General features: G+C 50.8%; 8 protein-coding genes. 2 read left to right on the forward strand and 6 right to left on the reverse strand.

Features of this window, described 5'->3' with window-relative positions; all coding sequences use genetic code 11:
* Window positions 1–97: 97 nt before the first annotated feature.
* From J5I83_RS13925 to J5I83_RS13950, 6 genes are all read right to left on the reverse strand, one after another.
* Window positions 98–1,858: a hypothetical protein gene (locus J5I83_RS13925; RefSeq protein ID WP_304057202.1), complete on the reverse strand. Its 1,761-nt coding sequence runs from the start codon at window positions 1,856–1,858 to the stop codon at window positions 98–100.
* Window positions 1,859–1,903: 45 nt separating this feature from the next.
* On the reverse strand, window positions 1,904–2,179 hold the full coding sequence (locus tag J5I83_RS13930) for a DUF4242 domain-containing protein (protein WP_304057205.1): 276 nt from the start codon (window positions 2,177–2,179) through the stop codon (window positions 1,904–1,906).
* Window positions 2,180–2,242: 63 nt separating this feature from the next.
* Complete coding sequence (locus tag J5I83_RS13935; RefSeq protein ID WP_304057208.1) at window positions 2,243–2,839, reverse strand: TetR family transcriptional regulator C-terminal domain-containing protein; 597 nt, start codon at window positions 2,837–2,839, stop codon at window positions 2,243–2,245.
* An 82-nt stretch (window positions 2,840–2,921) separates the two neighbouring features.
* Entirely contained in the window at window positions 2,922–3,308 is a 387-nt protein-coding gene (locus tag J5I83_RS13940; RefSeq protein ID WP_304057211.1) for a hypothetical protein, read from the reverse strand.
* Between the two features lie 149 nt (window positions 3,309–3,457).
* Entirely contained in the window at window positions 3,458–4,153 is a 696-nt protein-coding gene (locus tag J5I83_RS13945; RefSeq protein WP_304057213.1) for an SDR family oxidoreductase, read from the reverse strand.
* Between the two features lie 297 nt (window positions 4,154–4,450).
* Window positions 4,451–9,574 (reverse strand): malto-oligosyltrehalose synthase, encoded by a 5,124-nt coding sequence (locus J5I83_RS13950; RefSeq protein WP_304057215.1) that lies wholly within the window; start codon window positions 9,572–9,574, stop codon window positions 4,451–4,453.
* 465 nt (window positions 9,575–10,039) lie between these two features.
* On the opposite strand from J5I83_RS13950, the gene J5I83_RS13955 reads away from it, so the two are divergent.
* Together J5I83_RS13955 and J5I83_RS13960 are read left to right on the forward strand one after the other, a co-directional pair.
* The gene (locus tag J5I83_RS13955; protein ID WP_304057218.1) at window positions 10,040–11,029 is read left to right on the forward strand and encodes a hypothetical protein; all 990 of its coding nucleotides are present in this window, start codon (window positions 10,040–10,042) and stop codon (window positions 11,027–11,029) included.
* A 192-nt stretch (window positions 11,030–11,221) separates the two neighbouring features.
* Window positions 11,222–13,738 carry a hypothetical protein gene (locus J5I83_RS13960; RefSeq protein WP_304057221.1) on the forward strand — a complete coding sequence of 839 codons (2,517 nt, stop codon included), beginning with the start codon at window positions 11,222–11,224 and terminating at the stop codon, window positions 13,736–13,738.
* Window positions 13,739–13,740: the final 2 nt, after the last annotated feature.

Raw genomic sequence — 13,740 nt, forward strand, 5'->3', positions numbered from 1 at the left:
CTTAGAGATGATCTGGCCAGGTCTGATGAAGGCAAAATTAGCTAGCTGCCCAGAAAGGGATGTTACTCAGTAAAAGCATAGAAAATATGCATAAGTTTTATCTTGTTACTGCCTGACGTCCGAAGCGGGATGCGCCGAGCTCCACATCGGCACGTGCCCAAGCCTTTTGGAAGCGTGCTTCAATAAGCGCCGCCTGCTCGTCTTTTTTCTGGGCGCGCAGTGCCTGCATCAACCCGTAAAGCGCCCAGCCATTGTTGCGATTTTTCCTCAGGTCATCCCAATACACTGTTTCTGCTTCGTCCGGACGTCCTGATTCCAGCAGAATAGCACCCAGCGCTAGCCGTGGCGGAAAGTGAAATTCCAATGGTTCCGTGTACACCAGGGCATCTTCAAGGCGAACTGCCCGTTCAAGGTGTGCAATGGCTTGATCGAATTGACCGTGCGCAGCAGCGATTTCACCCGCAAGCACTTCGGGTGCAGCGCGCAAGACGGTACGCGGGGTATTTTTCGATAGCAGTGGGTGGTCCAGTGATGGATCATGCATGATCTCGCGCAGCGTCTCCAGCTCTTGCCCAGCTTGTTGCAATTGCCCTGTGGCGACACATGCGAGACCGCGTACATAATGCCAGCTTCCTCGCAAAAATGCGTTGGTGGGTGGCGGCGCAGGCTCGGCTAGGATCTCCTGCCAGCGCCCGAATCTTGCCAATGCCCAGTATGGCTGCATCCGGAAGAGTGCAGTCAGCGGCAAATCTTTTAGCATGGCATCGTCTATTCTGCTGGCTGCCTCCCGGGCCGATTCAATCGCAATTCTGCTTTGCCCATCCATCGTTGCAGCAAACGACAGGAAATGGATGTTATGCGGATAATAGACCATCGGATAAATTCCCTGCGCGCGGCTCTGCGCGATGTAATTCTCATCCGCAGCAATGGCAAGTTGATTGCTTTTCATCGCATCGGCATAGCGGCCCACACGCAGGTAGATGTGCGAAGACATATGTATCATGTGCCCCGCGGCAGGCATCAGCGTCAGCAGCGTATCGGCCGCCTTTTCTGCCCGTTCCGGCGTACTGGTCGGCTCGACGAGGTGGATATACATATGCAGCGCGCCCGGATGCTGCGGATTGCGCCGTATCACTTCCTCAGTAAGTGCGACGATTTCAGTCGTTCCTTTTTGTGAATAGCCATCACGCATCCAATAATCCCAAGGATGGATGTTCATCATCGATTCGATGTAAAGCGTGGCAATATCATCATCGTCCGGAAAACGCTGGTGCACTTCCCGCATCGCATCCGCATAGGCTTTGTCATTTGCCGCCCGTTGTTCAGACTTTCCGGTATAACGCTTCTCAAGCGCATCGATGAGCGCCTGCTCCCGCGCTGATGCTGTTGCCTTGCTTGCTACAGCTTTTTGGACAAGTTCCAACGCTGGTACTTCATCTTTCGGATCCATCGGCGCATTGATATTGGGGCCCAGCACCAGCGCCTGACCCCAATAAGCCATGGCAAGCATGGGATCAAGCCGTGCTGCTTCCTGGAATGCACGGCGTGCTTCTGCATGGTTGAATCCATAGGCGAGATTGAGTCCCTGATCGATGTAGCGTTGCGCTAATTTGTTGCGGGTGCTGACCAGGAATGTGTGAGAACCCAGGTTCAGCAAGCTTGGTGCAGGCTGACCTTCCGGGCCTGACTTAGCCATCATGCCGGATTGCATATCATGCTTGTGAGCAGCGCCAGATTCTGCGGCAGCGGCGCGATTTCTGGCCAAAGCTGCTTCGCCAGTTTCTGCGCATGCGCCAGAGACACCGGCAGCGGCTAAGGTCACACTAACAATTATTAGATTGATGAGATGGAGTTGCATGAACGTGATCTCCTTAATGAGTATTTTTTTCGGTGCTCTTTGGAATTAATTGTCAGCAGTGGTCGGATCAATCACAGCTTTGATTCGAGAGATGCGATTGGCCGGAAACTCGCCCTGGTCAGCATGTGCTCTGATGGTAGCTTCGTCGGGTGCGATGTAGATGCAATAGACCTTATCGTCCGTTACATAGCTTTCCAGCCATTGAATTTGTGGGCCCATCTTGTTCAGAATACTGCAGGATTTCTGTGAGATAGCCTGAAGATCCTGTGGCGTAAGAGTGCCAGCGCCAGGAATGCTACGTTCAATGATATATTTCGGCATTTTTTATCTCCTCCAGGGTTAAGGTTAAATATATGACCGGTCGTCTTATATTAATGTAAAAAATTAAGGCTTAAAAAAATCTTCCAGCAGATTCTTGCAGCATTGCTTAGCCGGGACAGATGATTTTTCTATTTTCATTCGCAGTAAAGCCCCCTGCCAGGTATTTATAAGTAAATCCGCCATCTCTTCAGTCGTTTTATCCGATCTTACCGTGCCCTGCTGCTGCGCCTTAGCCAGCCCAGATTGCAATAAATCCCGATAACGTCCAACAGCGAATTGAAGAGATTTCCGGCAAATTTCACTGCTATCGCCTATTTCCCCCATCAGATTGCCCAGCAGGCAACCGCCTTTAAACTCATTTTTTTCAAGTTCTACGATCAGTTCGCCGAAATAACGCCGTATCGCGCTCAGTGCATCGGTCTCGGATTGTTGCAGATGTGCCGCTAATTGCGTGATAAAAGGATCAATATAGTGCTGGATGACTTCTGCACCAAAATTCTCTTTACTGCCAAAGTAATTATAAAAAGAACCTTTTGGAATATTTGCTGCATTGAGGATTTCCTGTAGTCCCGTGCCATGATAGCCTTGCCCCATGAGCATGGTTACCCCCTGATTCAACAGACTTTCTCGTTTGAGTTCTTTTTTTGTCACTTTAGGCATGTGCTTATAATATGACCGGTCGTATTAATGCGTCAAGAAAAAAGAGTGCTTGCTTACTCTTAATGGGTAATTTCAATAATTGCTAACGATGATTCGATGATCGGTTGCTCAAAAATATCTTTTCTCCCACCAATCTGATTTCCGGCTGTTCACCATGTAATGCCAGCACGCTTTCATTGGCAAACTGTAAATATAATCGGCCATGCCGCTTCTGTGGCAGTGGTAGCGGGATCGGCTCATAACGTTTTCCGTCCAGCTCCAAATAACCCTCGACCACAGTATTTGGCAGTGTGGGTAATGGTTTCTCAAACCGGACATGCGCCATAAGCACTATTACCTCCTGACTCCAGACGACATCCGGCTTATGCTCCAAATAAATACAGGTGTAGGAAAAATGTAGCTCCGCTGTTTCATTCTGGAAGCGAAGGGTGCTCAGGCGTGAATCAAACAGCTCCAGCACTCTGCCCATCACTGTCACCTCATGTATAAAAAACTTTTTTATTTATAATGAATTCACAAAGCATACAATAAGTTTTTAGATTCTATCAGATGATCAACAAAGGATGATTTCTAGCAAGCTAAGAATACAGGTATGCCCTAATTTATGGCTTGGTTTTATCACCAGGGAATTTCGCTGCCATCATAGCGTAAGAAACGGCCACTATCCGCCAGGGTAAAAGCGTCGACTAAGGTGCGCATACCTTCGACACTCTGTTGGGGCGACAGCGGTCCGTCCGGGCCGCCCATGCGCGTTCGCACCCACCCCGGATGCAACAGTAATATCCCAATTTGCTGCGGTTTTAATTCCAGTGAGAATCCTTTCATGGCGGCATTCAATGCTGCTTTGCTGGAGCGATAATAATAGCTGCCAGGGCTTTCGATCTCGGCAATGGAACCCATGTGACTGGTGATGGCGACGATCAAACGCTTTTGGCTGCGCCGTAAATGGGCAAGGAACGCGCGGCTTACACGCAATGCACCGATCGTATTAACGCGGAAAGTGTGGGCCCAGACTTCATAATCGGTGGCTTGATCCGGTCGAACATATTTTTCGAAATAGACTCCCGCGTTATTGATCAAGAGATCGATGGGGGTATTCGCAAGCTCTGCTGCCAAGGCATCGATCTGAGCGGGATCGGTCACGTCGAGACGATGTCTGGTTAAGGCGCTGCTATCACTTTCCAGTTGCTGCAGTTCGTCTGCTTGCGCAGGAAATCGGCAGGTAGCAAAAACACGCCATCCTGCCTGTGCGTATTGCCGGCACCACTCCAGGCCGAGACCGCGGTTACTGCCAGTGATTAGAACGTTTGGCATAATGACAATGGCCTTGTTGTGCGATTGAAGCGCATCCAGAAACTCCTTCCAGCTCGTCCTGCCACTGTTTCCGTCTCGATCTGCTTATAAGGGCGTATGATCATAGTGACTTTATCCACGAATTATGTTCCATTGAGGCCGGCCATGTGTGATTGCTTTGTACGCTATGCGTGCATTTCGCTATCGGGAATACTTTATTAATAGATATCTGATAAAAAGTGAAAGTTCCTAATTGCTTGGGCTTTACAATTTGTGGAGGTTGCCACCTGAAAGCTTTGCGATAGGTCACCCCGGAATTCAATTTTCTGGAAGCCGAAATTGTAATAGCGCCACCGGAAATGAAGCGAATAACGCTGAAGCAGTGAGTTCAGGAACATCATTCGTCTGAGTAACTGCCACGATTTCTCCTGTCAAGATATTCACTCCCCGCATTCCCGCAGCGAGGCTGGGCACTTCGATGGTTGTATCAACCCATACGGTATCACCCAAAGGCAATTGCCCTGATGCTGCGGGTATCAACCGGGAAAACCAGCGCGGCGCGATGATAATCAAGGCAATGTCATCCGCCTGGCGGGCAAAGGCGCACAGATGATCCTTACGTGGACCCGTGGTTGTGAGCGGCAGATAAGCGCCCTGCTGGAAAACGTGCGGCCATTGCTTGCGGCTGTGCAGCAGGCGCCATGTCAGATACAACTTGGCGCGGCCGTCTGGCATGTAATCGAGCAGCTGTCGCACTTGCTGGGCCAGCGCTTCTTGCGGAACGGCAACAAGCGCTTCAATTTCATTCAACTGCTGCTGGCGCAGGGCATAATTCACAGGGCGGCGGTTGTCTGGATCTACCAGGCTGAAGTCCCATAGCTCATTGCCCTGGTAGATATCCGGCACGCCAGGTGCGGTTAATTTGAGCAGAGTTTGCGCGAGTGAGTTAAACATGCCGCTGTAAGCTACCCGTTGCTGGAAGGAAAGAAAATCTGCCAAGAAGGCATTTTTGTCAGAAGGGTTTAATATCTTCCTGATAAAAAGTGTCAAGCCATCTTCATAGGAGATGCTGGGATTGATCCAGCTGGTGTGATGTTTTGCTTCACGCACTGCCTTGAGCATATAGGCCTCGATACGTGCGAGCAAGGTTTCATGCTCAGTCGTAGTAAGCTCTGTAAATGGCCAGATGCCGATCAGTGTTTGGTAAATCAGGTATTCGTCGTTAGCGCTTGGAATTTCCTCGCGGTCGACCAGCAGTTTTTTGCTTCGGTTAAGTCGCCGCCACCGAAGTGCTTGTTTATGCCAATGACTGGGCATCTCGGACAAGACGTTGATGCGCATGCGCGTATCCTCGCTGCGCTTGTTGTCATGTGTTGAGGTATTGAGCATGGAATAAGGCCAGCGTTCCAGCCGCTTGGTATTCTCGGCATGAAAGGCTTTCACCGAGATGCCGACAAGGCGTGGGTCACCGCCGACCTCATTCAGGGAAATCAACCGGTGATACAGATAGAATGCGGTATCTTCGTAGCCTTTGGCCATCACTGGACTGGAAAGCTGCTGGAATTTCATGGCAAATGCAGTAATAGCTGCTGCATAGGGTGAATCTTTGTCGCTCGCAGCATCCAGCAGCAGTACGGAGCTGAGAAAATCAAAGATGCTGACATCCAGTACCTGCGTGAATTTCTTGGCTTGGGCGATGGCCCATTCCACATAGCGGCGATCCAGTACCGAAACCTGGTTGTCGCGCACATAGGTACGGTAGACAGGCAGGCGCGCAATGACCTCGGCAAGCGCGAGGCGCAGATTATTGGTGGTAAAGTCACGCGTATGCGGTCGCAATTCACAAATACGGCTCAATTGTCCCGCCATGACATTCAATTCACTGGCCATGGCATGTTTCATGATCTGATGCTTGCTGCGATAAACCAATTCTTCAAAGTCGGGCCGAATATGAGTAAACGAACGGTAAGTACGCTCCAGCGTTGTTCTTGCGCGAGGATCAACGAACAGACCATTGACCAGATTGCAAAAGTCATAACCGGTGGTGCCATGGATCGCCCAATCCTCGCGCAATGATTCATGGCTGGCGAGAATTTTTTCTGCCACGATATAAACGGCTTTTTCTCCTTCCGTCGGCGGCGAGCGCAGGGCCGCGCGATCCTGCAGTCGCTGAAAATACTGCAGTGGATCATATAAGCCATCAGGATGATCAATGCGCAAGCCATCCACCTTACCTTCGGCAACCAGTTCCAATGCTAGTTGATGGGTGGCTTCGAACACATGATTATCTTCCATGCGTAAGCCGGCGAGATCATTGATATCAAAAAAGCGGCGGTAGTTGATTTCATCAGAAGCCACGCGCCAGTTGGCGATGCGCCATGACTGGGTTTCGAGCAGCTCATGCAATAAGGTAAAAGAGTTGGGATCGCCTTGATTGCCGTTATAATCGTTGACAGTATCCAGCACCATCTGCTTGACAGGCAAGGAGATACCGGTTAATGCTGCCAGGCGTCGCTTGAGGAGTTCCTGATCGCGGTGCCGTTCCAGAATTTTATCTGTTGAAGTATCCTCTTGTGGCGGCAAATGGTCGAATGCGGTAATGAGACTGGTGAGCTCCTGCAAATCCTGGCTATCTGGCCGCAGCTGCGCTTCCAGCAAGGACAAACGATGTCGCAATAACCGTGGATACTCGCGTGGAGCGATGGGTAAGCGGTGGTGATAATACCACACACTGAAGCTGCCACATTCTTCGTCAAAGCTGAGCTTTAATTCACCGTCTTCCAGCGTATCGCCATAGGATCGCCCCAGAATGGGTAGCAGCACCTTGCCGCGCAGTTCTTCTTTGAGAGGCTGCCAGTCGATATCAAAGAAAGAAGCGTAGACTGAAGTGTGGCCGCTTTCCAGCACATCCAGCCACCATTGATTGTCTGCGCCCATCACGCCCATGTGATTGGGCACCAGATCAAGGATTTGTCCCATGCCATGCGCATGCAATACGGTACAAAAAGCTTCGAATTCTTCTTTTGTGCCAATTTCCGGGTTTAATGCGTTGTGATCGACGATGTCGTAGCCATGACTGCTGCCGGGACGTGCTTTGAGGTAGGGTGAACAATAGACATGACTGATGCCCAGCCTTGCTAGATAAGGTACCACTTGTGCCGCCTGGGCAAAGGTGAAGCTACGGTTAAGCTGCAGGCGGTAGGTGGCAAGGGGAATGCGTAAACGCTGCTTCAGCATGGGAGCAGCATGAATATGCGGACGTTCCTGCCGCATGGCTGCAGCCAGCGCAAGTATTCGACGGTCAGCTGTACAGGCTTCGAGATGGATCGGGAGCTTCCGCCGCCAATTGGGATGCTGCGTGGTGGTGGAAGGGATATTGACTTGATCTGGCACGCCCAGGATGTCCTCGAGTTGTACCATCAGTATCTTGGTCGGACTGCGGGCCAGATAAGTATAGACTGCCAGGATAAATTCTGGTAGAGCGGCAGGCAAAGATACTGGGTTGACTGTCATGCCTTCCGGTAACAATCCGGCCTGCTCCAGCATCAGTAACAGATAAGCACGCTCTTGCGCGCGCGTAACAACCTGGGTCCAGCGTGCTTCGTCAGAGCTGAATAATTGCAATTCCGTGCGCTGCACGATATCACGTCCTTGCCAGTAGCCTGGCAGCGTCGGTAAGTCGTGTGTGGTAACTGCCGCCAGCGCTTGTGCAGGATAGTTCGTTGGCGCTATGAAGCTACCTGTTGCTTCTTTTTCTGTGATTAACAATCGATACGAAAGGATGCCCAATGGCGGTAAAGCAGTCCGCACTTCTTCCGGTACGGTTCCCAGATCTTCGCCAATTACCAGGCACCGATTACGCTGACTTTCCAGCGCCAGAATACCGAGCAGATCGTCAAAAGGATAACGTACGTAGGCCCCATCGGTGGGAGACATGCCAGCAGGCACCCAGTATTGACGCATCAGTCCCATGACATGATCAAGGCGCAATGCGCCGGCGTGCCGCATGTTATGTCGCAAGGTGGCAATGAAAGGTGCGTAGGCTGTCTCGCGCAGGCGATCTGGTACAAATGGTGGTAACCCCCAATCTTGGCCAAGCTGATTGTTGAGCTCCGGCGGCGCACCTACTCCCACGCCAATGGCATAAAGCGCCTGATTGGCCCATGCTTCAGCGCCACCGCCATCTACCGAGATCGCCAGATCGAGATACAGCCCTACACCGAGTCCAAGTTCCAGCGAGCGCCAGCCGGCAGCGGCTAGCTGTAAATCGGCTTGCCATTGCAAGTAAGCAAAAAACTCGATGCGATCCCGATATTGCGTTTCAAACTCACGTACTTCAGTCGATTCGGGATGACGGTAGGGTTCCGGCCAGGCAGGCCAGCCCCATATATTAGGGTCCTGGTTATGGAAGTGTTCTTGCAAGGCCTCGAACAGGGTATGGCGATATAATCGCTCACCCTCACGTGCTTGGAAGGCACGAAATGCAGTGGCACGTTCACTACCTGCTGCAAGATGCCGCTCACAAAAAAAGCGGTACAGCATTTCCAGCATGGGTAATTTGAGCGCAGCGACGCCTGCGTAATCGACCAGGTCGGTTGCGCGCAATCCTTCCAGCCGCATCTGGAATTCTGGTGTGCGTAATAGTGCACGCGCGGCTTCGCATTCGTGAAAATCAGTAATGGCTTCTACATCGAGATAAAGGATATTGAAAAACAGGCGGCTGGAAGGGCTGTAGGGGCTCGCATGCTCCGGATTGTGCGGAAACAGGGCATGGAGCGGATTGATGCCGATGACATCTGCGCCTTGTGCCGCCCATTGCTCCAGCAGTAACCGCAGATCGGTAAAATCGCCTATCCCCCAATTACGCTCAGATCTGACTGAGTATAGTTGTACGGCTGGCCCCCAGATGCGGCCAGAATGGGCAACGGCCTCAGGCTGATAGCAGCTAGCAGGGGCAACAATGAATGCCTGCACTGCAAATGATTCGCCTGCCCGTAGCAGTGTCAGGCGATGATAACCCGGTACCGGCTGTTCCGGTAACGCCAATCGCCAGGCAGTGTGCGCCACCCCTTCGATTTTCTTGCTTTCAATTTTCGGTAGCGCTTGCGGGCGGAATTGACCGTGCTGACTGCTACCATCCTCCAGGTCCAGGCGCCATTCCCATTCCTCGGCAGCAACGGCATCCTGCACAACGAAACGTACCCAAGGTGTACGTGTTCGCACTACCGATACCGGCTCAAGTATTCTCCGCCAAGGGCGTAGTTCCCGCTCCTCAATGACGGTTGCGATTTTTTCTGGGGTGGAGACATCGAACCCCATGGCAGTCAGGAGCAGACGTTGTGTTGCAGGTGAGGTGATGTGCTGTTGCTGCCAGTTATCACTGTAGGTTGGCAAAATGCCTGCCAGTTCGCTTAGACGTGCTAATAACTTGAATTCGCTCATGGTTCTCCTTGAGAGAAGGTCTGACTATGTGATCGTTGTGGTATGTTGCTTGGTTGCACTGTGCTCGCCTTTTCAGTGCTCACTAAACTGCAGATGTTGCACGCTCTGTAACCCTTTCACACTAAATAGGTAGCCGAGCCGTTCATAACCTTCCAGTAAAAGCTATAAGCGCTAACCAAATAAATGATGTGAAGGCGGCAATTACTATCTTATTTTAATTTTAAATCAAAACTTACTTCGCCGGTTTCCCCTTTGCCATATTGTTCATGCAGTCTACGGCCTTCAAACTCTAAATTCTGGTGTAACAGGAGTGGATGAGAACAAGAAATTAACAATGTGTACTATGAGGATTAACCTTTACGTGTTTGCACGTATTTACTTGCTTCTTGTTGAGGATTAACTTATTAGCGATAAGAGAGAAGAATTTATTTGAATGTCAGTTAAATGGATGATGGGGGAGAAAAAATGATGCAACCCATAGGTAATAACGCTCGCTTGCTTTCAAATGACGTTCTGGCAAAGTGGTTGCTGGAAGATTTTCCATTTCGTATCCAGCTTTCAACGGCTTTCCCCTTTCTTCCGATCGCAGGTGACGCGCTGCGGTACGCGACGACCGGCCCACTGACGCCAGGCGTGACCATCAATCAGTGCGACTCCATCGCCGCGGACACCAAGCAACCTCATGACACCAACCGGATTTACCGCTTCGCAGAAATCGCCACGCAGTTCCGCGTTTGCTACAAGGCGCAAGACATCTTTTCCTCAAATGTAAATGACCAGGCTGCCGTGCAGATGGCGCTGGCGGTGCGGGAATTGCTGTACAAGTTCTGGATGCTCTTTGAGGGTGGTGATTCTGCGACCAACCCGGATGAATTCGATGGACTGCTGAAGCTAGTGGACCCCTCGAAAGTAGTTGATCTGGAAGGGCGTGAGCTGACGTTGGAAGATATGGACAGAGCCAAGGAAATGGTACGGACGAACGATGGACGGTGCATCGTGATTTTTACCAGCACTATTGGCAAGCGTGCGATTCATGCAGCTTACTGGAACCGGGGAGTGGCGCCAGAGTATGAAGAAATGGCCTTTCCCAGCCCCGATGGCAGCAGCAAAATGCAGCAAGTGCTCAAGTTTGATGGTGCGCCTGTTTATATCAACGACCTTAACCAGATCTATGCATGTGACGGCAGTAAGCCGGGGAAACTAATTCCACCGCCCAAAGCCCTCAATCTGGATGGATTTGACTTGCCGGTTGCAACCAACATCTGGTTTTTTGTGTTGGGTCAGGGAAATCTGCATGGCATCATGCCGGAAAAAGCACAAAGCATTATTACCCGCTCTACCATTCTGGCAGATGCTTCCACGCTGGTATACCACATGATGATGCCGGTAGGAATTGCGCTGGGCAGCGCATGCGCCCTTTCAGTTATTAAGAATGCGACTATTCCGCGGGGGTAGTAGACAGAAGAATGTTGGTACGCTGAATGGCGGCGTGGAATCAGAAGTTCTGTGGCAGAACCAATGCCAGTTTCTTCAGCGAGATAACCGCAGTTAAGGGATGTAACCATCCACTTCCAGCGGTTCCCATTAGAGCAGGTGCGTTTTCAAGAGGAGACGCAGCAGGGCACAATGAAGTAGGAAACGTACGCTATGAGATCACCTTTTATAGATGACGCCATCGACAACAACCGGAATATCAAAGATTTCGTAGTGGAGTGCGCCTGTTCTGCAGAGATAATTTGGTTGCGCTTGCCAAAAGAATGGACTGAGGCCGAGGTGAATCAGCAGATCACGGCTGCGAAGACATGGTTCAAGAAGTATTGTATTGACCTGGCGTTCAAGGAATTCGCGCTCGATCCCACCCTTCCAAAGCATGATGAAAAGAAAAAGGAGCTCGATGATCTTTTTAAGAAGTACGAAATCCAGGCTAGCCAGATCCCAAAGGGAAAGACCCAATCCGGTATTGAGGACCAGCTTAAAGCAATCCAGGAAACGGTCGAGGATATTCATAGCCTCATAATAGAGCGTGAAAAGACAAAGATCGAGCAGCAGAAGAAAAAGGCCAAGGGGGAGAAAAGCCCGCTCGTGGTGCTGTTCCTGGACGAATGGTATCCGCCTCTTCCTGGCGAAGGTATTCGCAGCGATCGTATCAGCGCCAACCACCGGAACTTTCCGCTGATTGGGTTAGATCGATACGACCGAGCAAGCTCCTTGCTGTTGGTGCACGAGTTGGCCCATGGCTTGAGGCGGGTCGTCAATCCCCCAAAAAAAGGAGTGAAGATTCTCGATAAAGTTTTCGAGCAAGTCGGTGAACCGGGAGTGCCTCCGAAGTTTGTCATTCCGTACAATACGAAGTGCGTCGACAAGTTCATCAAGACCAATCAGGTCAAGAAGTTAGCACCGCGATTCTGGGATGATCATTGCCCCAGTGGCGTTAACCAGGAGCGCGCCATGCTATTCATCGATCGATTTACGGCTTTCCAGCCGTACCAGTACAACCAGAATCACGTCTTTACGGTGCTCGAGTATCTGACCATCTTGGCGGCTGGATACGTGAGCTGCGTTGAGGGATGCGACGAGAAACAGGAAATGCGAACGCCATTTTATCTGACTGACTTGCTGCTTGATCTGAGCAGAGTTGTGCATCTAACGCCGGGACTTCGCTTCCCATTCCTGAAGAATGTGCCGTTTCCGGCCGAATTCACAGCAGTAGTGCGAGAAGAAATGCCGAATTTGGAAATGCTAAGCTTTCCCGCTCTGGTGGAAGAATCTCCAAACTCCTTTAGCACAAATGAAGTCTCGATTGAGCAGTCGCGAATTTTCGTTCCGCCGCTCGAGATGCCGGCACCATCAGCTTTTTTGTCCGGGCCTGAAGTGCCAGCGCCGCCCGACGGCGTTAATGTGTTTTACCTGCCCGACCTGACACTTGATATGACTGGCGTCGCGCACATGACGCCGGGATTTCGCGAGCCCGCTTTTTCTAATCTATCTTTGCTTGCCTTTAATCTTCCCGTGTTACGGCAAATAAGGCAGACCCTTTTGCTGAAAAAAAACAGTCCGGATGAAGAGCTAAAACGTAGTCCGGACGAGAAGATCATGGCGTTTGGCGAGTTGGAGATGGATGCCACGTTTGGCTTCGCCAAGGCAGGCCTCGTCGATACGATTTTTAATTTTGTCGAAGAAAACATCAACCCGCAACTTCCAAAACTTCCCAAATTTTTAAAACTTCCACTTGGAGAGGCAAAAATTACAAAGGAACAGGTCCAGGCTGCCGTTGACACAGTCAGCCCTAAAGTCGTGATAGATTTTACCTGTACCGGCAGTTGCGAGTATTTTGATTCGATCCAGATTGGGCAGCAATCACAAGAGCTCCATGGATCGAAAAGGGGAGGAACGACAATTCCTGTTATCGATGTTTCCCTTTTCTTGAGATTAGATGCAGTCGTGACTACAGCGCCGGTGAAAGTGATTAACTCCTGTATCACCGAAGAGGAATTGGATTTCCGGCGTAAATCAAAAGAAGCCCTTGAAGCCATGCAGGAATTTCAAGAGGCTGTGGGTAAGAAAGCAAAGGGGGAGAAGGTTGAATTGCCCGCCCGCCCTGAATTTCCTAAACCTCCGAAAGAGCGTTCCAAATCCGGCAAACAAGTGCAGCAGGACTTTATCATTAAATGGAGCCTGACAATCGAGTTTTCCTTACTTGGAATCGAGAACACCAGGAGATTGTATACACAAACAGTTAGCCGCTATTCGCCGTGTTGTCCAATACCCATTCCTGCTGTACCAATTCCCCCCAGCGCTGTTCCAGAAGGTGAAGAGGAGAAGGAAGACGATAAGAAGGGAACGCAGAAAGAATTCTTTTTGGCAGGCCACCAAGACTTGGGCGAAATCGTCCGCGGTTACTCCCCTGCGGCGCTTCCTGGCAATATAGCAGAAGAAATAGCAAGAGAAGAAGCCGCTATGGAAGAGCAGGAGAAGCCAGTCTTTGTTACAGGATTGGAGGAGATAGCGCTCAGCGCGGAAGCGCTCGCCACCAGGTTCATGGCCGCAGACATTGCTACGATCGTATCTCAACCGATCGAGAATACTGCTGCCCCGCTAAGCAGCCGGGAGGATTTATTTCCATTCCGGCTGATGATTACCTTGCCCGGCACGCCGCAGGACTAAAC

It is taken from the genome of Nitrosomonas communis (assembly GCF_024102715.1).
GTDB lineage: Bacteria > Pseudomonadota > Gammaproteobacteria > Burkholderiales > Nitrosomonadaceae > Nitrosomonas > Nitrosomonas communis_B.

Bases quoted from the DNA above. Each gene is read 5' to 3' on its own strand.
- J5I83_RS13925 (WP_304057202.1), bottom strand. From the start codon at position 1,858: ATGCAACTCCATCTCATCAATCTAATAATTGTTAGTGTGACCTTAGCC.
- J5I83_RS13930 (WP_304057205.1), bottom strand. From the start codon at position 2,179: ATGCCGAAATATATCATTGAACGTAGCATTCCTGGCGCTGGCACTCTT.
- J5I83_RS13935 (WP_304057208.1), bottom strand. From the start codon at position 2,839: ATGCCTAAAGTGACAAAAAAAGAACTCAAACGAGAAAGTCTGTTGAAT.
- J5I83_RS13940 (WP_304057211.1), bottom strand. From the start codon at position 3,308: ATGGGCAGAGTGCTGGAGCTGTTTGATTCACGCCTGAGCACCCTTCGC.
- J5I83_RS13945 (WP_304057213.1), bottom strand. From the start codon at position 4,153: ATGCCAAACGTTCTAATCACTGGCAGTAACCGCGGTCTCGGCCTGGAG.
- J5I83_RS13950 (WP_304057215.1), bottom strand. From the start codon at position 9,574: ATGAGCGAATTCAAGTTATTAGCACGTCTAAGCGAACTGGCAGGCATT.
- J5I83_RS13955 (WP_304057218.1), top strand. From the start codon at position 10,040: ATGATGCAACCCATAGGTAATAACGCTCGCTTGCTTTCAAATGACGTT.
- J5I83_RS13960 (WP_304057221.1), top strand. From the start codon at position 11,222: ATGAGATCACCTTTTATAGATGACGCCATCGACAACAACCGGAATATC.